The sequence below is a fragment of the Brevibacillus sp. MER 51 genome (genome assembly GCF_023714195.1).
Classification (GTDB): domain Bacteria; phylum Bacillota; class Bacilli; order Brevibacillales; family Brevibacillaceae; genus Brevibacillus.
This window is the reverse complement of sequence record NZ_JAMAUS010000004.1, coordinates 62,079-86,272: the sequence shown is the minus strand read 5'-3', so window position 1 is coordinate 86,272 and position 24,194 is coordinate 62,079. Positions and strand designations below refer to the sequence as shown.

At 48.7% G+C, this 24,194-nt stretch carries 20 protein-coding genes; 2 read left to right on the top strand and 18 right to left on the bottom strand.

What is annotated here, in order from left to right:
• On the top strand, positions 1–1,647 hold the full coding sequence (locus tag M3630_RS10150) for a helix-turn-helix domain-containing protein (protein WP_251252011.1): 1,647 nt from the start codon (positions 1–3) through the stop codon (positions 1,645–1,647).
• Positions 1,648–1,694: 47 nt separating this feature from the next.
• On the opposite strand, the gene M3630_RS10145 is transcribed toward M3630_RS10150, so the two are convergent.
• From M3630_RS10145 to M3630_RS10060, 18 genes are all read right to left on the bottom strand, one after another.
• Complete coding sequence (locus M3630_RS10145; RefSeq protein WP_251252010.1) at positions 1,695–2,483, bottom strand: DeoR/GlpR family DNA-binding transcription regulator; 789 nt, start codon at positions 2,481–2,483, stop codon at positions 1,695–1,697.
• A gap of 25 nt (positions 2,484–2,508) precedes the next feature.
• The gene (locus M3630_RS10140) at positions 2,509–3,672 is read right to left on the bottom strand and encodes a saccharopine dehydrogenase family protein (RefSeq protein WP_251252009.1); all 1,164 of its coding nucleotides are present in this window, start codon (positions 3,670–3,672) and stop codon (positions 2,509–2,511) included.
• Between the two features lie 19 nt (positions 3,673–3,691).
• Positions 3,692–4,810, bottom strand: a complete 1,119-nt coding sequence (gene phnW, locus M3630_RS10135; protein ID WP_251252008.1) for a 2-aminoethylphosphonate--pyruvate transaminase — start codon at positions 4,808–4,810, stop codon at positions 3,692–3,694.
• A complete protein-coding gene (phnX, locus tag M3630_RS10130; protein WP_232774343.1) occupies positions 4,807–5,601 on the bottom strand; it encodes a phosphonoacetaldehyde hydrolase in 795 nt (264 codons plus the stop codon). Before phnX ends, phnW begins: the two co-directional genes overlap by 4 nt.
• Before the next feature lie 3 nt (positions 5,602–5,604).
• A complete protein-coding gene (locus tag M3630_RS10125; protein ID WP_251252007.1) occupies positions 5,605–7,314 on the bottom strand; it encodes a putative 2-aminoethylphosphonate ABC transporter permease subunit in 1,710 nt (569 codons plus the stop codon).
• Positions 7,315–7,319: 5 nt separating this feature from the next.
• Positions 7,320–8,369, bottom strand: a complete 1,050-nt coding sequence (locus tag M3630_RS10120; protein WP_251252006.1) for a putative 2-aminoethylphosphonate ABC transporter ATP-binding protein — start codon at positions 8,367–8,369, stop codon at positions 7,320–7,322.
• Between the two features lie 17 nt (positions 8,370–8,386).
• Positions 8,387–9,463, bottom strand: a complete 1,077-nt coding sequence (locus tag M3630_RS10115; protein WP_251252005.1) for a putative 2-aminoethylphosphonate ABC transporter substrate-binding protein — start codon at positions 9,461–9,463, stop codon at positions 8,387–8,389.
• Between the two features lie 227 nt (positions 9,464–9,690).
• Positions 9,691–10,383 (bottom strand): aspartate/glutamate racemase family protein, encoded by a 693-nt coding sequence (locus M3630_RS10110; RefSeq protein ID WP_251252004.1) that lies wholly within the window; start codon positions 10,381–10,383, stop codon positions 9,691–9,693.
• A gap of 48 nt (positions 10,384–10,431) precedes the next feature.
• Positions 10,432–11,277, bottom strand: a complete 846-nt coding sequence (locus M3630_RS10105; protein ID WP_251252003.1) for a sugar nucleotide-binding protein — start codon at positions 11,275–11,277, stop codon at positions 10,432–10,434.
• 127 nt (positions 11,278–11,404) lie between these two features.
• Positions 11,405–12,436, bottom strand: a complete 1,032-nt coding sequence (locus M3630_RS10100; RefSeq protein WP_251252002.1) for a Cfr family 23S rRNA (adenine(2503)-C(8))-methyltransferase — start codon at positions 12,434–12,436, stop codon at positions 11,405–11,407.
• A 513-nt stretch (positions 12,437–12,949) separates the two neighbouring features.
• Positions 12,950–14,395, bottom strand: a complete 1,446-nt coding sequence (locus M3630_RS10095) for a YcdB/YcdC domain-containing protein (protein WP_251252001.1) — start codon at positions 14,393–14,395, stop codon at positions 12,950–12,952.
• Between the two features lie 208 nt (positions 14,396–14,603).
• The gene (locus M3630_RS10090; protein ID WP_251252000.1) at positions 14,604–15,056 is read right to left on the bottom strand and encodes a nucleoside deaminase; all 453 of its coding nucleotides are present in this window, start codon (positions 15,054–15,056) and stop codon (positions 14,604–14,606) included.
• A 27-nt stretch (positions 15,057–15,083) separates the two neighbouring features.
• Positions 15,084–16,034: a carbamate kinase gene (gene arcC / locus M3630_RS10085; protein WP_173612003.1), complete on the bottom strand. Its 951-nt coding sequence runs from the start codon at positions 16,032–16,034 to the stop codon at positions 15,084–15,086.
• An 18-nt stretch (positions 16,035–16,052) separates the two neighbouring features.
• Positions 16,053–17,534 carry a cytosine permease gene (locus tag M3630_RS10080; RefSeq protein ID WP_251252227.1) on the bottom strand — a complete coding sequence of 494 codons (1,482 nt, stop codon included), beginning with the start codon at positions 17,532–17,534 and terminating at the stop codon, positions 16,053–16,055.
• A 78-nt stretch (positions 17,535–17,612) separates the two neighbouring features.
• On the bottom strand, positions 17,613–19,040 hold the full coding sequence (locus tag M3630_RS10075; RefSeq protein WP_251251999.1) for a YlbE family protein: 1,428 nt from the start codon (positions 19,038–19,040) through the stop codon (positions 17,613–17,615).
• A gap of 2 nt (positions 19,041–19,042) precedes the next feature.
• A complete protein-coding gene (gene fdrA / locus M3630_RS10070) occupies positions 19,043–20,587 on the bottom strand; it encodes an acyl-CoA synthetase FdrA (RefSeq protein WP_251251998.1) in 1,545 nt (514 codons plus the stop codon).
• Entirely contained in the window at positions 20,569–21,483 is a 915-nt protein-coding gene (locus M3630_RS10065; protein ID WP_251251997.1) for an oxamate carbamoyltransferase subunit AllH family protein, read from the bottom strand. The genes fdrA and M3630_RS10065 overlap by 19 nt, the downstream gene beginning before the upstream one ends.
• 8 nt (positions 21,484–21,491) lie before the next feature.
• On the bottom strand, positions 21,492–22,100 hold the full coding sequence (locus tag M3630_RS10060) for an ankyrin repeat domain-containing protein (protein WP_251251996.1): 609 nt from the start codon (positions 22,098–22,100) through the stop codon (positions 21,492–21,494).
• A gap of 214 nt (positions 22,101–22,314) precedes the next feature.
• On the opposite strand from M3630_RS10060, the gene M3630_RS10055 reads away from it, so the two are divergent.
• Positions 22,315–24,009, top strand: a complete 1,695-nt coding sequence (locus M3630_RS10055) for a PucR family transcriptional regulator (RefSeq protein ID WP_251251995.1) — start codon at positions 22,315–22,317, stop codon at positions 24,007–24,009.
• Positions 24,010–24,194 lie beyond the last annotated feature (185 nt).

Here is a 24,194-nt window from a genome sequence, read left to right as displayed (position 1 = left end):
ATGCTTCACTCTATACCACCTCATCCTCCGCTCGGTTCCCTTCATTTTCAGTTGTGTAAAGTAGAGCGGACAGCTAGTCCTTCAGCCACTCCCTTCCATTCCCTGCTCTTCTTCACAAAAGGGTACGGCAGCGTCCGTATTCACGACCAAACGTTTTCACCTTTGGCAGGAAAGTGTTTTTTGCTTTCACCGTCTACTCCTTTTGCTATCGAATCCTTATACGACAGCGCGATTGAATGCTACCAAATCTCGTTTACTATCATCCAGTTCGATGCAGACAATAGGCCCCTATCTTATCCATACGAACTGCTTGATGGTCGTATCGAGCTGTCCGCTCACCCCTCTGCCCAGCTCTTGCGCTTATGTGACGCTTTGCTCTTGGGGCGTTCAACTTCTTCTGAAATGGACAGCTTTTGGCAGCAATTACGGTTCCAGAAGCTGATCGGATTTTTGCTGGAGCAAAATCTCTCTCCTAGCCTTATCCCCAACAAGAGCAAAGAGGTCGAGAACAGCATTCGTTATATCCAGCAAAATTATCAAGAGAACATGACGGTCAAGCAGTTGGCAGATCTGGCCAATGTACCGTCGTGGCAGTACACACAGCTCTTTCGCCAGTTGACGGGTAAAAAGCCTTTGGAATATTTGACAGCGCTGCGTATTCATCATGCGAAAAAGCTCTTGAAAAGCTCGAACGATTCACTGCGGGACATCGCCTCGCAGGTCGGCTTCACGGATGAGTATTATTTTAATCGTCGCTTTCGAAAGACCACCGGTTACACGCCTAGGCAATATTCCAGGCTGACTCAACGCATGGAGCTCGTGCAGGACTGGACAGGGCATGAGGTAGAGATCCCCCTTCGCCCACAACGCATCGTCTATATTGGGGAGACATTTAATGATTTGCTCGCGCTCCATGTGGAAAATATCGTCGGCGGAAATTTTACCTGGGTAGAACGAACAATCTACCGGGACCGAGTAAGACACATGAAGGATATTGCGTTTCCCGTTGACTTTGACCATTTGACGGCATTGAAGCCAGATTTGATTATTTTCGCGAACGCAGAGGAAGACAAATACAAGCAGATGAACCAGATTGCCCCAACACTCACGTTTAATTCATTTGCTTCGCTGGAGGAACGGTTGTATACACTCGGAGATTGGCTAGGGAAGAAGAACGAGGCGCGGGAATGGCTCAGGAAATACCACACGAACGCTGCCACCATGTGGAATCAGCTCCGCTCCGAGCTTGTGCCCGGTGAGACTGCATCCGTCTTTATCCATGAGCATGGCGGGCGTCTGTTCGTAATGGGCACTTCCGGGCTTTCCTCCGCCCTCTACCATCCAAACGGTTTTACTCCGGTGGATAAAATTCAGGAAGTAATGCAAGCTGGCTACGGTTTTATCGAAATTCAAGAGAAGGACATCCACCTGTACGCGGGCAATCGGATCTTTATGCTGCTGTCCGAAGACCCCGAATCGCGTCAGGCTGCTGCTGCATTGATGCAAAGTGATAGGTGGCACAGTCTGCCAGCCGTTCAAAATGGGTATGTTTATTTTGTAGAAGCGCAAAAATGGAATGGCGGCGCTGCCCTTACCAGAGAGAGATTGCTGCATGTGCTACCACTTTTGCTGCGCCATTCTTCCTGAAGCAAACAGGCCAGCTTCCCTGTCGTGGGGAATCACTGGCCTGCTTACTACTCCTCTGCTACCATCCATGCTACATTTTTTGCTTGGAGTTCTTTATTCCATTCTGCTGGTGCTGGCGTATCGCTGATCACAATGTCGACCTCTCCTAAATCTGCGATCTTGCACAATGTGCTAACCCCGATCTTGGAGTGGTCCGCTAGCACAATGCTTTCATTGGCATTTTCGATGAAACAACGGGCAAGTTCTGTTCGATCCGGCTCATAGCAGGTCAAGCCTTTATGGAGTAAGATGCCGTCAGCCGCGATAAACGCCTTGTCCACATAAAATTGTTTCATCATCTTCTCTGCATAGGTCCCGCTTACCCGATGATGCTTGGCGCTCACTTTTCCACCCAGGAAGTAGATATCTGCCGCAAGCATTCCACTGTTTTGGTACTCGATTAATCGATTCAGCGCCGTGATCGAGCTAGTGAGGATCGTCAAATCTTTTTTCGTGACGAGAAAGCTGATCATCTGCAAAGGCGTTGTCCCTTCATCGATGACAATGGTATCGCTGTCTTGCACCAAGTCTGCTGCCAACCGTCCAATCCGTTTCTTTTCTTCCGCTCGCAAGACTTCACGGGTAATATGAGAGGGCTCGGAGCGCTCCACTGTCAGCTTTACTGCCCCGCCATAAACGCGCTTCAGCTTTTTCTCCGCTTCCAGCTCTTCCAAATACCTCCGGATCGACTCAGACGAAACCTGCAGCTTTTCGACCAGTTCATTGGTCCGCACCTTGCCATTGGAATTGATCAACTGCAAAATGATTTGCTTACGCTCTTCCCCGAACAACGACACGCCGAATGTCCCCCTATATCGTACTTTACGTCATTTCGAGCTTCTCTCCATGAATGTAAATCTGACGTTTTGCCAGCTCGTGAAAAATCACTGCCGGATCGAATGCCTCTTCTGGAGTAATGACGCCAGTAGCTTTTACGTTTCCTTTTGCGATCTGCTCAGTAGCAATCGCCAGCGGGATTCCTACGTTGCGGGTATAGGCGCGCAGCCCAGCCCAGTCAGCTACAGAGCCGTCAGATGCCGGATGTGTATGGTACAGGACGTGTCCTACTTTCCGACCGTCCTTGGTACCTGTTACTTCGACATGGAGAGAGTACCCGTATAATTCCGTCTCTTTTCCCTCCCTAGAATTGTAGAGGTATTGGGAGATACAATCAAGGATTCCCACCTTTGTTTCGCCTACCGTGATGGGATCGTTCCGTAAAAAGCCATAATCGTAGAGGGCTTTGACCAGCTCCATGTTTTGCTTCGGCCATGTTCCCCGTACCTCGATCAGCTTTACCCCTTTTGGAGACAAAGCCTGTGCCAGCGTCTTCGTTTCTGCATGAGGAATGATGTACTGAATGGTTTTTCCATACGGCTCGGGAAGCTTTATTTCGCGTGGGCGAGCAAATGGCGGAACTTGAATAAATTCCCCATTTTCATAGACGACGCGCCCTGGCAAGTCTGGATCATACTCATAGGTCGTCGTCTCTGTGATCGATTTGGAAAAGGCAATCGGGCGAAAGGAACCGTGGCTGACGCGGACTTCGTCGACTTCATCGAGCTGGTTCGCTGCATGCATCGCCATCATTTGGGTCAATCCAGGTGTCATGCCAAAGCCTGGAAGGCAGGTCTTCCCATGGTCGCGGAAGATCGCATCTGATGCGTTTTCTTCCCCAAAACCGTTCAAATTGATGCCATGGCAGCCAGCCTCCGCAATTGCAGCAGTAGACAGGCCGTTCAGTGTGATCGTGGTTCCGTCCATTACGATGTCGTAACCGCGCATTTTTTGGACCGTATCCGCATGATCGCGTACGTTTACCGGAACAAAATCTACGCGTGGATCATTCAGCCACTCGATTACCTTGCGACCTTCTTGTTCGTTAAAATCACCGATCGTGATCTGCTCAAAATCCGAATGCATCACGAGATCGAGCACAGCTTCCCGACAAATATTTCCCGCTCCACCCAAGCAAAACACCTTCATCACGATAGCCTCCCTTTATTTACTCCAGCCAGAAACGATTGTTTTCCATTGCCGTGATTAATCTCTCGATATCCTCTGGGTAAACCTCTCCGATATTGCCAATCCGAAACGTGTCCGCTTGCGAGATTTTGCCCGGATAAATAACAAAGCCTGCCTGCTTTAGCCGCTCATACAGCTGTGCGAAGGTAAATGCCTCGCTTTCGGGATAATAAAAGGACGTGATGAAGGGCGATTGCGATTCTTTTGGCAACAGGATGCGAAAACCGATGCGATCCATGCCTTCTGCGAGTAGCTGCTGATTGCGCTGGTAACGCTCGTACCGTTTTTCCACTCCGCCCTCAGCCTCAAGCTCTATCAGTGCTTGATAAAACGCTCGCACGACATGGGTCGGAGAAGTATAGCGCCACTTTCCGTTTTGCTCCTCCATCGTCTTCCACTGGCTGTACAAATCAAGGGACAACGTACGGGCAAACCCTTTGCATTTGATGAGCGCAGACGTTTTCGCAATGACAAAGCCAAAGCCAGGCACGCCTTGGATGCATTTGTTCGCGCTTGAGATCAGGAAGTCGATCGAGAGCTCTGCTGCATCCATTGGAATGCCTCCGAAGCTACTCATCGCATCTACGATATAGACTTTTCCGTATTTCTTGGCGACCTCACCGATTTCTTTGATCGGATTGAGCATACCCGTAGTCGTTTCGGAGTGTACGACAGCCACATGCGTGATCGTTGCATCCGCCGCTAGTCTCTGCTCCAATACCTCTGCATCGGCTTTTGTCACTTCGCCAAAATCAATGACCTCCGTTGCAATTCCATGAATTTGTGCCATTTCCACGATCCGATCCCCGTATGCACCATTCGTCAGGACGAGCAGCTTGCCGTCTGCGGGAATCGCACTGCTTATCACCGCTTCCACACAAAAGCTCCCGCTGCCTTGTATCAAGACGCTCGTATAATCTTCTACCTGCGAGGTTGCCAATCGGACGAGCTTTTGGCGGATTGCCTGTACCAGTTCATTGTAATCACGATCCCATGTGCACCAGTCCCGCAGCATCGCCTCGCGGACGGTTGAGGAAGTAGTCAATGGTCCGGGGGTGAGCAACAAGTACGGGTTGTCGGTTGGTCTTGTCTGATTCATGGTCTCTCTCCTCCTGCATGACGCATCTCGATCTTTTTCAGCACCTCGTCCAAGCATCCAATCTCCTCGATTACGTAGTGCGCGCCCGCCGCCATCAGTCGTTCTGTTGCGATAGCAAGTTTTTTATCCAGCTCTTCCTGTGGCATGCTCGTCACTTCCTCCAAGGACAGACCGAGCTCGCTTCCACCCTTCAGAACGCCAACGGTCCACATTCCGGCGTTTCTGCCTTCTTTCATATCGCTCGTCGTATCACCGACCTTGACCATCTCGTTCATTGGATATACGTCCAGCAGGATCGCATTTTGATAGCACATCCATGGATATGGACGTCCAGCAGGCACTTCACTTGGGGTGATCAGTACGTCCGGCTCGTAGCCCTGTTGTTTGGCCGATGCTGCTACAACATTCATCATTTCCCTTGTGTACCCTGTAGTTGAGCCGATTTTGATGCCTTGCTCACGCAGTCGTCCTACCAATTCGATTGCCCCCGGTATAGGAGTAGCATACTCGTGCAGCGTAGCCATCAGCATCGGTTCGAAGTCAGCGTACAATTCGTCCACATCCGCTTCATTCGGAAGTCGACCGTAACGCTCTTGCCACAGCGCTGCTACCCGCTCCATTTTGCACAGCGCCTGGATATGATCGCGCTTGAGCATCCCCATCGGCTCGCGTGCTTCTGCTGCTGTCAGCTCGATCCCCCGTTTTTTGAACACCTGTAAAAAGACCGCCAAAGGAGCGAAACACCCGTAATCTACCATCGTTCCCGCCCAATCAAATACTACTGCTTTCATGCTTTATGCCACCTGACCTTTCTCTTGGTAGGACCCTGTTGTCCGCTTGCGAAGTTTGGATGCAATCCATTCTGCACCAGCACGTGCGAGGATGTTGAGGAAGACGATCAATACCGACATCGCTGCTGCCGGAGCCACATCCCCGGCGTCATCCATGTTGACGATGGAGACAGATGCCAACTTGAAATCCGCTGCGTACAGAAAAACAACCGCCGAGATCGTCACCATCGAGTTGATGAAAAAGTAAACCGCCATCTCGACAATTGCTGGCATACAGACGGGAATCGTGACGCGCCACAATAGCTTTGTTTGCGAGATCCCCATGGACTCTGCCGCCTGCTCGAACTCGGGATCGAGCTTTTTCAACGCGCTGGTTGCTGTAATAAAACCGACTGCGAAAAAATGAATGACGTTCGCCAAAATTAGAATCCAGATCGTTCCGTACATGCCGTGAAATGGATTCGATGGATTATTGAAGAAGAAAATGTACGCTAGCCCAATGACCATCCCCGGCAATGCCAGCGGGAGAATCGACAGGAAGTATCCAGCTTGGCGAAGCCCCTTCCACACTTGGGACTTTTCAATCGTGTAGGCCGTAATAAACGTGACCGCCGTCCCGATCACTGCCGTCAGCAAGGCGACGAGAATGCTGTTCCACAGTGGCTCGATCCCTTCTCCGGCTACATTGGAAAAGTCGTAATGATCCAAGCCAAAAGTCAGATTATACGGCCATACTTTGATGAAAGAAGCCAGTACCACTGCAGCCATGAGAAGCAGCAAAAATCCGCTGACGCTCACACAAATAACGGAGTAAAACAAGTCGCGCAAACGATTTTCCTTGATTCGATACGGTTTGGACTTGGCTGTAACAGCCGCATGTTGCTTCCGCTCAACAATCCGGTCCACGACAAACGCCACGAGAGCGGGAATGATCAATAGCAGCCCAACCGTTGCTCCCATCGTCATATTTTGCTGACCGATGACCTGCTTGTAGACGTCTGTCGCCAGTACAGAAAACTGTCCACCGACAACCTTTGGTGCTCCGAAGTCAGTAAACGAGAGAGTAAAACAGACAAAGCAGGCGCTGACGATACCGTATTTCACACTGGGAATCGTCACTACAAAAAACTTGCGCCAATGGTTCGCCCCGAGCGTATCCGCCGCTTCGTACAATTGATAGTCGGCAAAAGCAAGGGAAACGGCGAGAATCAAATACGCTTGCGGGAAAACATAGACGATCTCCGCCAAAATTATCCCAACAGGGCCGTACAGATCGATGTCCCATTGGAACGGGAGCAACCCGAAGATTCCTGTCGTCATCAGCCCTTGATTCCCAAAAAGGTAGGTCAGGGCGATTCCGTGCATCATCGTGGGTGCAAACAGCGGTAGCAGCGCGATAGCCCGAAAGACTCGTTTTCCGCGAATCCCGCTGCGCGTCAAGGCATATGCGAATAGAAAAGCGAGTGTGACTGCAATAAGCGTGGTCATCGCAGAAATATACAAAGTGTTGTTCAGCGACCCTGCCAGTGCTGGGGTGGAAAAGTACGTAACGAAATTGTCCAGGCCGATGAACTGACCGTTCTTGTTATAGAATGCTTTGGAAAACAGCTGGCCAAGTGGCAACAGAACACTCGCTGACAATCCAAGAACGACAAGGCCGATGAGCCACTTTTGTATGGCTTTTCCATCGAAGATCGATGTCATTTCCTTCATGCTGCTCACTCCTGTCCCTCTATGGTTGGCGCATGCTCAAATGACAGCAAATTCTCCAGCGGAAACTCCAGCCACACCTTTTTGCCTCGGGCAATTCCAAGTCTTTGTGCCTCGGCCGCTATTAAATCGATTGTCAGAAGCTCTTTTTTTATCTGACCTTCCTCTTGCCACTCCAGAAAGATTCGATAAAAAGCACCGCGAAATTCTATTTCGGAAATAGTCGCAGGCAAGGTGCATTCGGATTCTTGCTGCAAAAGCCGCACATGCTCCGGTCTGATCGCAAGTAAGCGATTCGGATCAGATTGCGCATTCTCAAAGCGACTGTACTCAAAAAAGTTGATCGCTCCGATAAAATCAGCAACAAACGGAGTCGCTGGTCTGTTATAGATCTCCTCGGGTGTACCTACCTGAACGACCTCGCCGTGATCCATGACGACGATCTTGTCAGCCATGGTTAATGCCTCATCCTGGTCATGGGTGACCATCACGGTAGTCATGCCGTACTGCTCATGCAAACGCCGAATCTCCCGGCGCAGCTTTTGTCTTACCTTTGCGTCCAATGCTGATAATGGTTCATCTAAAAGCAAGATATCCGGCGATAGTGCAATCGCTCGCGCCAAGGCAATTCGCTGCTGTTGACCGCCTGAGAGCTGGCTGGGATATTTGGCGGCGGCATGAGACAAATCAACCATGTCTAGCGCCTCTTCTACTTTGGCTGCGATCTCTTTTTTCCCGAGCTTCTTTTCTTGCAGACCAAAGGCAATGTTTTCGGCAGCCGTCAAATTGGGAAACAAGGCGTAAGATTGGAACATCATCGCAATGTTTCTTTTTGCAGGAGGCAGAGAAGTAATCTCCCTGCCTCCCAAGATCATCTTGCCTGTTGTCGGCTGTTCCAATCCAGCCAGCATTCTCAGTAATGTCGTTTTACCGCAGCCACTGGGACCGAGCAGACAAACAAATTCATTCTTGTCAATTTCGATGGAAATGTGCTCCAATGCGGCAAACAAACCAAAGCGTTTACTGACCCCTTGAATGGATAGATAGGATTGTGTCATGCTGTTCTCCTCACTGCTTACTTGGGTTCACTCTTGGTCGCGTATCGTTTTTCCCACTCCGCCAAGACGTTGTCACGATTTTGTGCGGCTTGATTCAGGTCGAGCTTGATTAATTGCTTGATCGGATCTACTGCGTAGCCTTCCGGGAGCGTCGCGCCTTCTTGCTTGACACTGACGATGGCGAAGTTCTGGTTGTAGGCTTTCATGACTTCATCCGAGATAGCCCAGTCCAAGAACAGCTTGGATTCTGGCTTGATCTGACTCTTTTTGATCAAGGCATTCGCCTCTACATCCCAACCCGAGCCTTCTGTTGGAAAGACGACTTCCACGGGCGCGCCTTTTTTCTTCTCAGTAATCGAACGGTAGCCAAAGGAAATGCCGATTGGATATTCGCCAGATGCGGCCATTTTCGCTGGCTTCGAGCCGGAATGCGTGTAGATCGCCATGTTTTCATGCAGCTTGTCGAGGTACGCCCAGCCTTCTTTCTCCCCTTTTAATTGCATGATTCCGTTGACGGTGAGAAGCCCGGTTCCAGAAGACGCTGGATTCGGCATCACGATCAGCCCTTTGTACTCCGGCTTGATCAGGTCTTCGTATGAACGCGGGATTGGCAAATTGCGTTTTTCCAGCTCCTTGGTATTGACTGCGATCGCAGTCTCCCATGCATCGATTCCTACCCAGCTTGCAGGTACCTTGGAATCCTTAAACTCCGGGGATACCTTCTCGATTCCTTTCGGCGAATAGCCTTCGAGCATGCCTTGCTGTTCGAGTACAAGCAGGCTTGTCGCTGCCGTTCCCCATACGACGTCTGCTTGTGGATTGTCTTTTTCCGCCAGCAGCTTTGCTGTGATGATTCCTGTGGAATCGCGGACGATATTGACCTTTACATCTGGATATTTCGCTTTGAAGGATTCCAAATATGTTTTGATCTGGTCATCCTCCAGCGCTGTATAAACGGTAATCTCTCCGGAGGCGTTTGTACTTTCCTTTGTGGAAGTTTGTGTGTTTGGTTGTGACCCTGGTGCTTGTCCACATCCTGCTAAAAACGCGATTGATAGAACGGATGCAAGTAAAGGATAATGCCATTTCTTCATGAGAACCTCTCCTCTTTGCGGAATGTTCATTTCTTGGTTCCTACGACACCAATCTTACGGGGGAAATATTAAGCGAATATGAACACAACGTAAATTGATTGTTTTTATGTGTGTTTAGTTGTGTTTTATTGGTTTTATAAACATGTACGTTTGCACAAAACAAAAGACTGAGTCATCCATTCCAATAGCAAATGGGATGAACTCAGTCTTTTGTTTTAGCGTATCAACTACTGCAAAGCAGCCTCTACAGCCGCCTCTGCATGAATCGCAGTCGTATCAAATACCGGGACCGTGCAATCCTGCGCTGTGATCAATAGGCCGATTTCCGTGCAACCGAGGATGACTGCCTCAGCGCCTTCCTTGACCAATCGCTCAATAATCGCCTGGTAGGTACGTTTGGATTCTTCGCGAATGATCCCGACACACAGCTCATTGTAAATAATCTCATGGACGAGTTTTCGTTCTTGTTCATCCGGCAGCAATACCTCTAATCCATGAACATCACGCAGACGCCCTGTATAGAAATCCTGCTCCATCGTAAACTGCGTCGCAAGCAGTGCCACTCGTTTATGTCCGTGGCTCGCGATCGCTTGCGCTGTCGCATCCGCGATATGAAGAAAAGGCAGGCTAGTAGCTTCTTCGATGGCATACGCCAACTTGTGCATCGTATTTGTGCAGAGAACAATCAGGTCGGCTCCTGCCGCTTCCAGACTTTTCGCCGCAAGCGCCATCCGCTCGCCGGCTTCTTCCCATCGTCCTTCTCGTTGCATTTCTTCGATCTCGGCAAAATCAACAGAATACATAATGCTTTTTGCCGAATGCAAACCGCCCAGCCGCTCCTTGACGGTTTCATTGATCAAACGATAGTAGACCAAGGAGGACTCCCAGCTCATGCCGCCAATTAATCCGATTGTTTTCATTGTTCTCTACTCTCCTTTATCGTTATCGTTTCCATTCGCGTTTTCCCATCACGCCTGACGAAAACGGGTTTGTAGTAGTTCATGCGCCTTTTTCGTACATAACGAAGTGTCCAACGGAATCCCTCGTTCCAGCGCCTCCACTTCTGTTAACAAGGCTTCTTTTACACCATCAGCATTCAGCCCTAATGTCAGAGCCATCTTTTTGTAAAAAGAATAATAACTCTCTTTCTTTGCTGGACCGAGATGAAGAGTTCCAAGATAGGAGCTGTGCAGCAATTCGTGGATGGCCTTTCCCACATCTTCCACATGGACAAACGTCTTGTGCAAATTACCTGACCGGCTTACTTCTCTGCCAGCTTCCAGCTCTGCATACATCGAAGCTACGCGTTTATCCCATTTCCCAACTGCATTGCGACCATAGATCGGGCCCACTCGCACGATGACATGATTGGGATGCCGCTCACGAATGCGTGCTTCCCCTCGTATTTTGGCATTCGAATAAGCAGCTAACTGATTTCTCTCTTCTAATGGCTCGGGATGATCTTGTTCCCGATAAGAGCCTGTCCCTCTTCCGAAAATACCGTCTGTGGAGATGAAGATGAATTTGCTCTTTTCCGGCAACTGAGAAAGCAGAACATCCAAGCCTTTTTCTATTAGCTCTCGTTCATCTGTTGCACTCATCAACGCCCAAATAACAACATGTGGTGCAAGCTCTTGCAGTATCGCTGAAAAAGAAGGGGTGTCAGTCACATCGACCCGAAGCAATTGATGGACAGCTTGTGCAGCAAAGCATGTACCCATCAGATCAATGGCATTATCCCGCAAAAGCTCCTGATAGATTTGACTTCCCAAGTAGCCGCTAGCCCCGAGCAATAATACGCGGCGTTTCTTCATGGCATGTCCCCCTCTATCACTTACCATCTCGATTATAATCTAATATACCACTATCTCCCATATATAGGGACGCATAAATAACAGACCCGCTGCGTCCCGCGTAATATATTTTAATTTCCTACATCGATTATTCAGACCGGTATAGCTGGCCGCATGCCGCGTTAATGTCCGATCCGAATTGAGTTCGGACCGTGACGCTTATCCCCTTTGACTTCAGGACCCGAACAAATGCTTTAATCCCAGAAGGATCAGATTGCCGATAGCTATCTGGCGTAACTTCGGTCGAATTGAATGGAATCAGGTTAACGTGGTAGAGATGTTCCCAAGATCCCCTTCCCCGTAGCAACTCGGCAACTGCTTCCGCATGCGCCGTCGAGTCGTTTACTCCACGAAGAAGAATATACGCAATATATACCTTTCTCCCTGTTTCCCGGATGTGACGATCCAATGCCATCAGTACGTCGCGGACTGGGAATCGGTCGTTTATCGGCATCAGCTCGCTTCGCTGATCGTCAAACGGCGAATGCAGCGAGAAGGTTAGATTGACCTGGGGAAACTCCCGCGTCAGCTTGTCAATCCCCGGCAACAGGCCGATCGTGGAAATCGTAATTCGTCGATGTCCTAAACCGAAGAGAGAAGGATCGGTCAATATCGCCATCGCATCAAAAATATGCGGGTTTGCTAGCGCCTCCCCCATGCCCATAAATGAGATGCTGTCCAAAGAGTGGCCGTTCAAGCGAAAATACAGCAATTGGTCGGTAATCTCATCTGCGGTCAGATTTCGTTTCAGACCAATGGTACCGGTTGCACAAAACTTGCACCCGAATCCGCAACCGCACTGTGTGGAAATACAATACGATTTCCACCCCCGCTCATAAGTAAGTCGTACGGCCTCGACCTGTTCGTCGCCGGGAATCGCAAACAGCACCTTGCTAACCTGTTTCGACGTGAGTTCCTTTACCGGAGCGATATTGCAAACGTTCGGTCCAAGTACCCGGTTCAACTCGTCGCGCAAAAATTTGGGTAGTATGGTCATCCGTTCGTATTCGCCGATGTTTTGCCTGAAAATGGCGTCCATAATCTGAGCAAACCGATACTCGGGCTGCTTGCATTCAGACAATATTCGCCGAATCGTTTCATATTTAGAGGTTAGTTTCATGTCTTCTCCTTACTGCCGGAGAAACCATATAAAGCAACCGTCAATTGGCGCTATGACACGTTATTCATCTATATAGAAAAAGCGCATACGTTTGCAGATGACTACGTGCATCTGTCGATAAATTGGTAAATCTCCGGCAACTGATTAGTTTTTTTGTGAACCGCTTCATCCAATTGGAACCGGTTCACATAATCATCTACAACCTCAATCTCCATCGCTTTCATCCTCCTAGAAATGGCTTATCTCTTGTCAAAATAAAAAAGAGCTACAAGAAAGTTACCTTTCTTGCAGCTCAAAAAATACGGCACATCCAACCCGTTGCAGGGTATAAACAGGATATATTTTCTGAGTGAAAAGAATAAGGTAACGATCTTGCCAATAAAGAATAAGACAAATGCTGCTTTATTCTTTAAAAAAGTGGCAAGAATGATTACATTATCCTCTTCAACTCCTATCGTTAATTGTCAGAACGATTTTAACATACCAGTTTCTGCATGACAACATCCGTGAGTCCTACTCTTCGACCTTACCTGTCAGGGCATTGATATTGTTACCAACGATGTAATAGGCAAGAACCGGTTTGGCTAACCTCTCACCATTAACGAATGGGTAGATGTATCGCAGTTCAGTGGGTTTCGCCAGCAGGGCCTTGGCTGCTGCATCTATGGAGACAGCCTTCCTCTTATCCGGGAGCTTGGCGGGCTTTTGGTCGAGCACTTGAAAGTACCCGATGATTTTCCCTGTGAATCCATTCACCCTAATAACAATGCATCGTCCGTATACAAGCGGTAGTCCCTCAACAGATGGCACAAACTTTACTTCATATTTATTTGGATTCTCCTCATCAGTATTCAATATGTAGTAGAACTCCTTTTCTTCCTGTTTGAGATATGGTTGCATGAACTGAACAGCTTTCTCAAGAACCTGCTTTTCCGACAATGTTGCCTTCCCTTTTTGGGGTGGGGCGTTCGAATAGCTTGTAAATCCGATCACATCACCATCCTTCGCAACTAATAACTCCTTTTCATCAGGGGAAAAATAGATACTCTCCATCTCGTTATGGAAGCCGTTTAAGGTACTACCCTTCAAGCTCATACCAAACTCGCTTTCGTAAATCCGCACTGCCTCCTGCTCATTCGTGACCTTTAATACCTTTCCACCAGGCGTGAGGGAGATTGGTTTCCACCTCCAGTTTCCGTATTTCCGAATAGTGAGCAGCTTAGCTCCTGTTACTGCGTCTATATAACCGGAGTCTACAGAGGAGTAGACGAGATCGGTCTGATTTTCGTCATGGGTGTACATAAGTTGCAGGCGGGGTGCGATAAAGTGACTGAGCTGATCTTTCTTCATCGCCTGGGCTGGGGGGAGGAAGTCAGCTGGATCGATGTTTGTCAGCGTGTTTTCTCCTCCCGAAACGTGGGTTACCTGTCCCGTACTGTTTACTGACAACCGAAACTCATCGCCAACTACCTCAATGCCATTTACATAGCGGGTATAGATGACATCCCCTGCAGGAGCCCGCGTTACCTTGTACAGGCTACGCATTTCACCGATCCACCCCTCCATGAAGGTATCGGCGCTCTTATAGGCCAGCTTGTCATCAGGATTTTCAAGATCCTTGTCATCCAATAAATACGTGAGCAGTTTCCCGGTTTCTGCATGGATATAGGCTCTGGCAAAGAATTCATTATTCTTTTCATAACGGATCTCGTACACAGGCTGGTCTTTCGTTTCCAAGGTAATATGTCTTGATGTGTCATCGAGAGCTGGGAAGAGCATTTGCAGCTTTTGCTCTGTTCGTTTTGCCTTTTCGCTAAGCTGATTTTCCTGAAGATGAGCTGCAGCTTGTTGGTTCCCTGTCTGATCTGCCGTGACTGTGCCCGTGGCTGGTGACAGGAGCAGTGTGGCTGTTAGGAGTGCGCTCCTTGCCAGTACAGGATAACGCCTTTGAGAGGTCATACGTATATCCTCCATTTTCTCTTGACGTTGAAGCTCTCACAATAAGACGATGTTAGGTAAAAATTGTCACCTCAACTTACGCGAGACAAGCCTACGCACCTTTAATAGAGAAGAAATCATGGCGTAAGATACAGGGAAAATAACAAAGAGAAAAAGGGCCTTTTAAGGCCCTTACATCCGTGTTTCTTATCTGCTATTCAGTTACCTTCTACGCTTGGTTCAGCTTGTGATAGTACGTAAACAACTGATCGCAGTCCTCACGCTTCTCCACCTTGATCATGTTCAAAACACTCGGATTCTTACCGGAAAAATAGTCGCGAAGATGCTTATCCGAAAAACCGTTCTCATGCGCATCCTCCGCAGTTGAGCAGTAATGAACAACCTTGATCCCGGACCAAATGATAGCGCCCACGCACATCGGGCAAGGCTCGCATGTCGCATAAATTTCGCAGCCTGTCAGGTCCATCGTGCCCAGCGTCTTGCACGCTTCGCGAATGGCTACCATCTCTGCGTGCTGGGACGGGTCCATATCTGCCATCATGCGATTACTGCATACGGCGATGATTTCGTTCCCTTTCACGACAGCCGCTCCAAAAGGTCCTCCGAGCTTGTTGTTCATGCCTTCCATCGTTTTTTCCACTGCCAGCTTCATGTAATCCATAGACTTGCTTCCTCCCTCAAGAGGCCTTTATTTTACGATGTGTGTCCCTGCTTTGTTCGTAATCGCATCCTTTAAGCTCTCCGGGTTCGTAATGATCACGCTTGACCCGTTTTTCTCCAAAAAGCTCAGGCTTGCCTCAATTTTTGGCAGCATGCTGCCTTTTGCGAAATGCTCTTCACGAACGTATTGCTTCGTTTCCTCTACCGTGATGCGCTCCAGCGCCTTTTGATCCGGCTTGCCGAAGTTAATGCATACCTGCGGAACACCTGTCGTAATGATCAGTGTCTGTGCATCGATTTGCTCAGCCAGCAAGCTGGTGGCAAAATCCTTGTCGATGACAGCATCAATCCCATCGTACGTATTTTCGCCCGATTTCACAACCGGAATACCGCCTCCGCCAACAGCGACTACCACATATCCCGCTTCTATCAACGATTTGATTGCGTCTTTTTCCACGATGTCGATTGGCTTTGGAGAAGGAACCACTCTTCTGTAGCCGCGACCGGAATCCTCGATAAATACCCAGTCTGGATGCTCTTTGCGCATCTCTTCCGCCTGCTCCAGCGTGAAGAAGGAGCCGACTGGCTTCGTTGGATTTTGGAAGTTCGGATCATCCTTGCTGACCTCTACCTGTGTGATGACGCTCGCAACCTTTTTGTTGATTCCTCTTTTGGCGAATTCGTTGGTGAGTGCCTGCTGGATTTGGTAGCCGATTCCGCCCTGTGTATCCGCCACGCAATTGACCAGCGGGATCGTAGGCATCCCGGACACTTCATTGGCGATTTCGCATCGTTGCAAAGCAAATCCAACCTGCGGTCCGTTGCCATGAGTAACGACTACGTTGTACCCTTCTTGCACCATATCTGCTATATTTGCTGCGGTTTCACATACGGCTTCATACTGGTCTTGAATCGTGTTGCGACCATTATCCTTAACCAATGAGTTGCCGCCGATTGCAACAATAACGAGTTTTTCCACTGGGCACTTCTCCCTTTGTTAAGATACTTTTGCAGTTGTTTCACTCTGCGTGATCGTGCTTGGTTTGTTCCATTTATAGCACAGCGCGTATAAAACGCCGGATATGATCGACCCGCTAAGGAATGCTGACTTGCTGATGTTTGCCAATAGTGGCACATTTGGCAAGAAAGAGCCGGATAACGTAATCAAGAAGCTGACGATCAGTACGCCGCATGCCACCATATTAAAGCCGTTCTTGAATTCTCCATTTTCACCCGGTTTTACGTAGATCGCAGATAAATCCAGCTTTCTTTTTCTTTCAATGAAGAAACTGACCAGCATGATCCCCGTAATTGGACCGTACATGGAGCCGATAAAGCTATAGAACATATATAGCGCAGCCGTACCATTTACCAGCTTCCAAGGTAAAATGACAGTCCCCAATACAGCTGTCAAGATAGCCGCTGATTTCACTGTAAACATTTTCGGAAGAAGCGCTGTCATTTGCAGTCCAGATGGAAGCAAATTCCCAAACACAACATAGCTCGTCGAACCTATATTCAGTGCCAGCAACAAAATAATGACGGCAACCGGATTCCCAATTTGATTAATGGCAGCGACGACATTAAAGTCTTTGATGCCAAACGCAATTTGCGTTCCAACCAATAATCCTACACACGTAATTCCAAACAGGATGTAGGATGCAATCATTCCAAGCGGCAGACCAATCATCGGAGCTTTCGGGTGTTTTGCCCTTTGCGTAAGGTCTGCGATATTGACAATCGGGCCACCCCAGTTCGATACCAATGCACTCACACATGCGATAAATACAAGCCAATTCTCCATCGGTTTGACAGGAGCATAGGCAAAAATCGGACCAAATCCACCAGCAACGCTGATCGCCCAAATCGCTGCACCTACGATGAAAATATAGATGATCGGTGAAGACCATTTACTAAACAGACTGAGAATTTTCATTCCACCTAAAAACAATCCAACTGTAATGACCCAAAGGATCACATAAGAAAGCATCGTCGGGAAATCTAATCCGAGAAAATCAAAGCCTGGAACCATATTCATATACCCAGGGAATATTTTCTCAAAAATGACATTAAAGGATTGTGCGCCAATAATTGTTTTTGTCCCAAAAAACACAACACCAGCGATAAGCCCGCGACATATAGCAGGAATGACCGAGCCTTTTACCCCAAAGGAGCTGCGCAACAGCATCGAATAGCCAATCCCGTACTTCGTTCCCGCATAGCCATTCAACACATAGCCAGCCGAAACAATCAAGGCAGCAATCATGACTGCCCACAAGACTTGCGGAACGGATAATCCGAGGACAAAGAATCCGGCTACCGTCATGTACGACATGAGATTGTGCACAGCGCCCATCCATACGGTCACGTAGTTAAAGGTGCCCCAATCTCGATTTTCGGAAGTCTTTGGCAAAATATCGTCCGCGTATCCATAGGACTTGAATTCTTCATATGATTCCTTTACGTTTGCCTGTCCCATGTTCATTCACCTTCCTCTTTCAACTCAGCTTTCGCAACCTTCTTTTGCTGCGAAAGCTGAGTCACCTAGGATGAAAAGCTATTGGCTAATCGTTTCCGTCACTGCGAGCAATGCCTTTTCAAAAGCTTCCATCGGCGGATACGTAATACCCGCACCGATCATGCCGATGCCTGCATCTTTATGCGCAATGGCGGTGTTGATAATCGGCAGAATGCCTGTTTGGATCACCTGGCGAATATCGATTCCCGTCGGTACTCCGCTAAAGTCCAAGAGTGGAATCGTGACGTTTGGATTTTCGGCTGTGGTGATTTCTTTCATCGTGGTGGAGAAGCCGATCGCTTCTTCAACCGTTCCGCCTACGAGCGCAACAATCGCTGGAGCTGCCGCCATCGCGAAGCCACCGATCCCATATGTTTCGGTGATCGCACTGTCCCCGATATCCAAGCCGGAATCCTCTGGCTTGTAGCCTGCAAACATCGGACCAATTACCTTTTGTGCTGGTCCAGTAAACCATGTGTTGCCAGCCATGCCGCTTACACGAATACCGAACTCTACCCCATTGCGCGCCATTGTGGTGACAATCGTGCTGTTTTCGATTCCATGTGCTGCATCCAGCGCGCATTTGCACATCGCCATCCATGTCGGGCCAGAGAAGTAATCGCTGCTCGCTACGAATTCGAACACTTCGCGCTTTTGCTCTTTTGTGAAATCTGTCTCCAAAATGTACGGAGTCAACGCTTGAATCAACAAGCTCGTACCTGCGTTGTTGCGGTTGTGGCATTCATCACCCATGTGCAGTGCTTGCGCCAGCATGAGACGCAGATCGATTTCACCTGCAATTTTCATCGCATCACGCAGCATTGGTCCCAATACATCGCGCATCCAGTTCAGACGAGCGATGACACTTTCATCGTTGGCACCCATGCGCAAAATTTTAGCCATTTGCTCACTCAGGTTGGTGTAAGCGATGTTGCCATACGTCTTGTTTTTCACCACATGCATGAACATTGAAGCGGATGTCACACCTGCCATGGAGCCTACGCAGTTGTGTTCGTGGCATGGAGAGAACGTGATTGCGCCGGAAGCAGCTACCTGTTCAGCTTCCTCGATGTCTTTTGCCAAGCCCTCGAATACGATTGCTCCGGTTACGGCACCTTTCATTGCTCCGCACATTTTGTCCCAAGTAATAGGCGGACCTGCGTGCAGAATCGTGGTTTTCGTCATGCCTGGTACCACATTGATCGCTTGGTCGAAGCCAACAAGCATTGGCTGGGAGTTGATGATTCGCTCTACCGCCAGCTTGTTTGCCGCCGCGATTTTCTCCGCAACAGCTGCATTTTCCAGTCTGTCGAGAGCTATAATCAGCTCAGGCTTTCCGCCGCCTGGTGGCTTCCAATCCAGATGAGACGCATTCGCATTTTGCTTGATGATATCGTCTTTGAAAAACTCGATCCCTACGTTGATCGCATGAATTTTCCCGTTAAACAGCTCGTTGATTTTGCTCATGATTATTCCCCTTTCGCAACAAATTCTCTAGCCAGAAGACCTGCGTTCGTGCTGCTGCTCGCAATCGTTACACCCGCATCCATCAGCTTTTTCACTTGCTCATCGAAGTTCGGAGTATCGAGGTCAGTACCCAACACATAGCCCAGAATTTCCAGATGTCTGCCTTCCTTGGCAGCCTGCGCTTTTGCTTCAATGATCGCTGGCAGCATCACGCCGACAGGATCTTCGTGGGAACCGAAGCCCAAGATGAAGTCCATCAGAATGACGCCGACGGAAGGATCTTTCGCTTCTTCCAAAAATCTCGCGATGCGCGTGGAAGGATCGATCATTGGATGCGGCTTGCCATTTGTAAAGTCGTCATCACCCATGTCGAGGAAAGTATGAGCCTTGCTCTCATGGATGTTTTTCAGCTTGTAGTCCGCTTTCTTTTGGATGTTGCTGTATACGTCTTCATACTTGTCCATTGCGAGGTACATGGCTTCGTCGCACAGTGTACCGCCGCAGAACAGCCCCCGAATGTATTTTTGTTCAGGTAACAGCTTTGCCCGGACTTCTTCAATCAGCGGCCAGTTAAGAGCGCGCTTGTTGAGCTCGTCTTCGTTGGCACCAGCCAGCACAACTGCTTTGATGGCAGCCTCCTTGCTCGTCTTGGCAAAATGTCCGCCTGCTTCCAGAACTGCGGTTTCTTCTCCACCAATGAAGTACACAACGACAGGCTTTTTGCAGCTTTTCACTTGGGCCAACACTTTTTCTTGAACACTTGGTGCTGGCGGTTTGGAAATGAGCACGATGACCTTTGTCGCCTCATCCTCTTCCAGTGCTTTGATTCCGTCGAGCATCATGATGCCGCCGACTTGCTCGGAGAGGTCGCGACCGCCTGTTCCGATCAGCTGCGTGATACCGCCGCCGAAGTCGTGAATACGCACGCTCACCTCTTGGCTTCCTGTACCAGATGCACCTACGATCCCGATGTTGCCTTTTCTCACAGCGTTTCCGAAGCACAGTGCCACATTGCCGATAATCGCCGTACCGCAGTCAGGTCCCATCATCAAGAGGCCTTTTTCATGCGCAAATTGCTTGAGGGCGATCTCCTCCTCGATACTCACGTTGTCGCTGAACAGCATGACGTGCAGATCGTTTTCCAATGCTTTTCTCGCTTCTCTCGCCGCAAATGCGCCGTTTACCGAGATGACAGCGAGGTTTGCCTCTGGAATGCTGGCTGCCGCAGAATCAATCGTGGAATATTTGATCTCTGTTGCGGATTTGCTGCCGCCCTTTTTCTTGAACAGTTCTTCGATGGCGATGAGAGCACTCTCGCACAGCTCGTCTGTCGCTGCCTTCACCACGATCATCAAGTCGCTCGTTTTCGCTGCTTCCAGCTCAGGTGTGAGCAAGCCAACGTTTTTCAATACTTCTTTGTTCATGTCGGTGCCCATCGCGATAACCGCTTGTTCGACACCTTCAATTTGATTCGCTTTTGTAGATAGAGACATCAGGGATACCGAGTCAAAATACGTGCTTTGATTGATTACGACTTTGGTAGACATACATTACCTCCAGCTTCAAGATTTCGTTCCAAACCACATAGGATGCCAAGCAGGATATCCGTACCCGACGACGAGCCGATCCCGATGATTTTGTCTAAAACAGGGACAAGCTCTTCCATGGAGCCAGACACCATGCATGAAAGTAAGTCATTTAACGACTCTCTTACTTGTCCATGTACTGCTTTTTTCAGCGTGATCGCACTGATTTCGTTCGTTAATGCCTGGGACGAACGGACGATTTCATCGAAAAATGGGCATGACAAACAAGAGGAAATGTTCTGCATTTTGTATACACTGCACAATCCCACTAAAAAATCGTCACCCGATGGCGTTAAGCCCGGCCCCAGCCCGATTAGACTGATCGCATGCTGAGTGGCTGACTCTATGCGTTTGTTTGCCAGATCGTCGGAAAGCATGCCTGCACGCTGGATCAGCATACGGGACATCTCTTTCTCAAACGGATTGGCAGGTTGGGAGGACATCTTCATGCCCCCCGTCTTGCCGTATACGTCCACGTAGTTTTTCGTGAACGCCACATTTCTGCGCAATACATCTACGCCTTCTATGTCACAAGGATAGGAAGGAAGCTCTCCTTCCCACTTTGTTGCTTGCTGAGTCCATATTCGTATATTCGCTCCAATAACGAGCGAGCTATCATCTTCCGTAATGACCGGAGCGTTAACGGACAGCCCCAGCTCTGAAAAGCCCTTTACATCAATGATGAGCGTGTTGGGTGCATTGTCTAGCTGATGGTTGCCAATGGTGTACAATTCCCCGTTTTCGCTGCATTTCAGATTGATCGTGCGCTCAAAAATACTGTGTACGGTCCCGCTAAAGTTTGCTCGTGCCAAACGCTCAAGGAAACCAGCATCGCCAGACAACGCCTGGATGTACATGGGACGCTTTACTTTGCTCCTGCTTCCAGCAAGATTTTCTCGATCGCGGTGTAGCCTTTTCTTCTCGCAAGCTCAAGCGGTGTTACCCCGTATTTATCTACCATGTGAACATTGCAGCCATGCTCAATCAACAGTTTGATGATCGTTTGTTGCTTTTCACCGCCATCGCCTAAAATGATCGCTTCGATGAGTGGCGTCCAACCTACAAAGTTCGTATGGTTTACGTTGATGTCCGTCGTCGTTACGAGCTCACGTACGATGTCCACATGACCTTTTTCGCACGCTGGTGTAATCCCTACGCCACCAAAACGAGTCAAGAGCTCCAGGTTTGTTCCTGCCTTGATCATCATTTTGACGAGCTCCAGCTTGCCGTTGATGCAACCGAACAAGAACGGGTTGAAGCATGTCTCATCCTGCAAATCTACATCTGCACCCGCTTCTACCAAAAACGATACCGCTTCCAATTTGTCGTTCATGGCAGCAGTCAAAATCGCTGTACGCTTTTGTCTGTTTCTTGCGTTAATATCTACGCCCTGCTCCAGATGCTTTTTCAGTGCTTCGATATTCCCCTCAGCCGCTGCCTCGAGAAATGCTTGTACTACGCTTTTGTCTGTCATAGTAAGCCCTCCATGATCTCGTGATGGAACAACCTGCCAAGATTGGCTGAGTGCTTGCTTTTTAAAAAACAATTAGACAAGCCCCCGTACTTACATCATTATTTTAGACAGGGTGAATGGAATCGTCATTGTGTATGGAAACTAAAAAAATCGAGGTTCACTTGTGCACATTGCACAATTACAGGAATCCCTTTGTGGCAAAGGAGTGAACAGGGTGCTGACCATCAAAGATTTGCTTACCATTCAATCCATAGACGGCATCAAAATCATCGCGGGAGAGCAAGGCATCAATAACGTCATCTCCATCGTCAATATCATGGAGAACCCGGATGCTTTTGACTGGCTGTCTTCCAATGAATTACTGCTCTCCACCGGATATATTTTCAAGGACAATCCCGAGCTGCAAAATAAAATCATCAAGGAACTGGCGGAGATCAACTGCTCCGGGCTCTGCATCAAGATGCATCGCTATTTCGATCAAATCCCCCAAAACATGATTGATCATGCCAACAAATATGGACTGCCGCTCTTGGCCCTGCCTTTTGAATACACGCTGTCGAAAGTGATTGCCATTATTAATGAGAAAGCCTCCGGGCGCTATGATTTGTTGAACCGCAAAACATTGGACATGCATAACGCCCTGTTTCGCATTGCGCTGGAAGGTGGCGGACTGGATCGCATCGCCTCCGAGCTGTCTGAGACGATCAACAACCCCATCCTTATTCTGGATCAGGACTGGCATCTGCTTCATTACACGGAAATCTGGCACAATCCGATTCCGCTTGACTCCTGCCTGACCTTGATCAAAAACAGACCTGTGTTTACCCGTGACTTCACGGAATCCGTCCCGAAAAATATTAGCCAAATTAAAAAGTCTATCAAGCGTATCTACCAGGCGAAGGATTATGAGGTTAAATGCAGGATTTTACCCGTTGCCGTTGCCAATCACATCTACGGATACATCGTCGTCTGGCAAACTGTGTGGGAGCTGACTGAATTTGACTACATCGTGCTGGAACAGGCATCCACCATCGTGGCGCTGGAGCGGATCAAGGCGAGGGAAATCGAGGAAGTGAAGCTAAAGATCAGACAAGACTTTTTTGATGACTTGCTCACAGGTAAAATCACTTCGGCTGACTCACTGCAAACCTTATGTGATTTGCACGGACTGCAATCGAGCTACATGTATTTTTGTACGGTTATTAATATTGAGCCAGTTGAGCTGGAAAATTTGGAGGATATAATCGATCGCAAGTACGAGCTGGACCGGATCGCAAAAAAATGCGTGGATCTTGTGTATGATTACGCGAGCAAAGCACCGGGAGAGGTGACCTGCTTTTATCGAAACAATCGAATCATCATTCTCATCGGACAAAATGAACATCGTCCTGTGGTGTCTGCAAGTGAAGCCAAGCAATTCGCCAATGAGCTGTACAGCGCTCTCGTGGATAAAATCAAGAAAACCTTGTTCTTTATTGGGGTCGGACGTCAGTATAAAAATATCGCTTCGCTGCATAAGAGCTTTACCGAAGCACATGAAGCGATCCGCCTGATGCAAAAGTTCAACAGCAAGGGCGACGTCTCTCATTTTGATGATTACTCCGTCTATCATTTCCTGGGTTCCAACATTAAGGACATCGAACTGGAAGACTTCTTTTTGAAGCGTCTCGGGAAACTGTACGAGCATGATCAAGAGTTAGGCACCAGCCTTATGGTGACCTTGGACAATTTCTTTCTGTACAATCAAAACGTCAGTGAGGCGGCGAAAGCGATGTTCATTCACCGCAATACGTTTATTTACCGGATCGAGAAGATCAAGGAGATTTTGAACATGGATTTGAAAAACTCGGAGGAGTTGCTCCAAATCCAGCTGGCGCTCAAGATCGGCAAGCTTTTGCATAAGGAGTAAAGCTTGAAAGAGCGTTGTCTTCCTGCTGCTGTGGTCGGGAGGAAGGAGTGCCACATGTTTTCCAGTCGCCTTTTTCCTCACATTGTTCGGGCGGTCTCCTTCCAAACATGTGACACTCCTTCCCGAACAGCTGTTGGGGTACTCGTTTCAAACTGCTTTGGGAGTGGGGCTTGCCGAAGATTTCG

Coding starts and splice junctions, on each gene's coding strand:
- M3630_RS10150 (WP_251252011.1), top strand. CDS start 1: ATGCTTCACTCTATACCACCTCATCCTCCGCTCGGTTCCCTTCATTTT.
- M3630_RS10140 (WP_251252009.1), bottom strand. CDS start 3,672: ATGAAGGTGTTTTGCTTGGGTGGAGCGGGAAATATTTGTCGGGAAGCT.
- phnW (WP_251252008.1), bottom strand. CDS start 4,810: ATGAATCAGACAAGACCAACCGACAACCCGTACTTGTTGCTCACCCCC.
- phnX (WP_232774343.1), bottom strand. CDS start 5,601: ATGAAAGCAGTAGTATTTGATTGGGCGGGAACGATGGTAGATTACGGG.
- M3630_RS10125 (WP_251252007.1), bottom strand. CDS start 7,314: ATGAAGGAAATGACATCGATCTTCGATGGAAAAGCCATACAAAAGTGG.
- M3630_RS10120 (WP_251252006.1), bottom strand. CDS start 8,369: ATGACACAATCCTATCTATCCATTCAAGGGGTCAGTAAACGCTTTGGT.
- M3630_RS10115 (WP_251252005.1), bottom strand. CDS start 9,463: ATGAAGAAATGGCATTATCCTTTACTTGCATCCGTTCTATCAATCGCG.
- M3630_RS10110 (WP_251252004.1), bottom strand. CDS start 10,383: ATGAAAACAATCGGATTAATTGGCGGCATGAGCTGGGAGTCCTCCTTG.
- M3630_RS10105 (WP_251252003.1), bottom strand. CDS start 11,277: ATGAAGAAACGCCGCGTATTATTGCTCGGGGCTAGCGGCTACTTGGGA.
- M3630_RS10100 (WP_251252002.1), bottom strand. CDS start 12,436: ATGAAACTAACCTCTAAATATGAAACGATTCGGCGAATATTGTCTGAA.
- M3630_RS10095 (WP_251252001.1), bottom strand. CDS start 14,395: ATGACCTCTCAAAGGCGTTATCCTGTACTGGCAAGGAGCGCACTCCTA.
- M3630_RS10090 (WP_251252000.1), bottom strand. CDS start 15,056: ATGGATTACATGAAGCTGGCAGTGGAAAAAACGATGGAAGGCATGAAC.
- M3630_RS10080 (WP_251252227.1), bottom strand. CDS start 17,534: ATGGGACAGGCAAACGTAAAGGAATCATATGAAGAATTCAAGTCCTAT.
- M3630_RS10075 (WP_251251999.1), bottom strand. CDS start 19,040: ATGAGCAAAATCAACGAGCTGTTTAACGGGAAAATTCATGCGATCAAC.
- fdrA (WP_251251998.1), bottom strand. CDS start 20,587: ATGTCTACCAAAGTCGTAATCAATCAAAGCACGTATTTTGACTCGGTA.
- M3630_RS10065 (WP_251251997.1), bottom strand. CDS start 21,483: ATGTACATCCAGGCGTTGTCTGGCGATGCTGGTTTCCTTGAGCGTTTG.
- M3630_RS10060 (WP_251251996.1), bottom strand. CDS start 22,100: ATGACAGACAAAAGCGTAGTACAAGCATTTCTCGAGGCAGCGGCTGAG.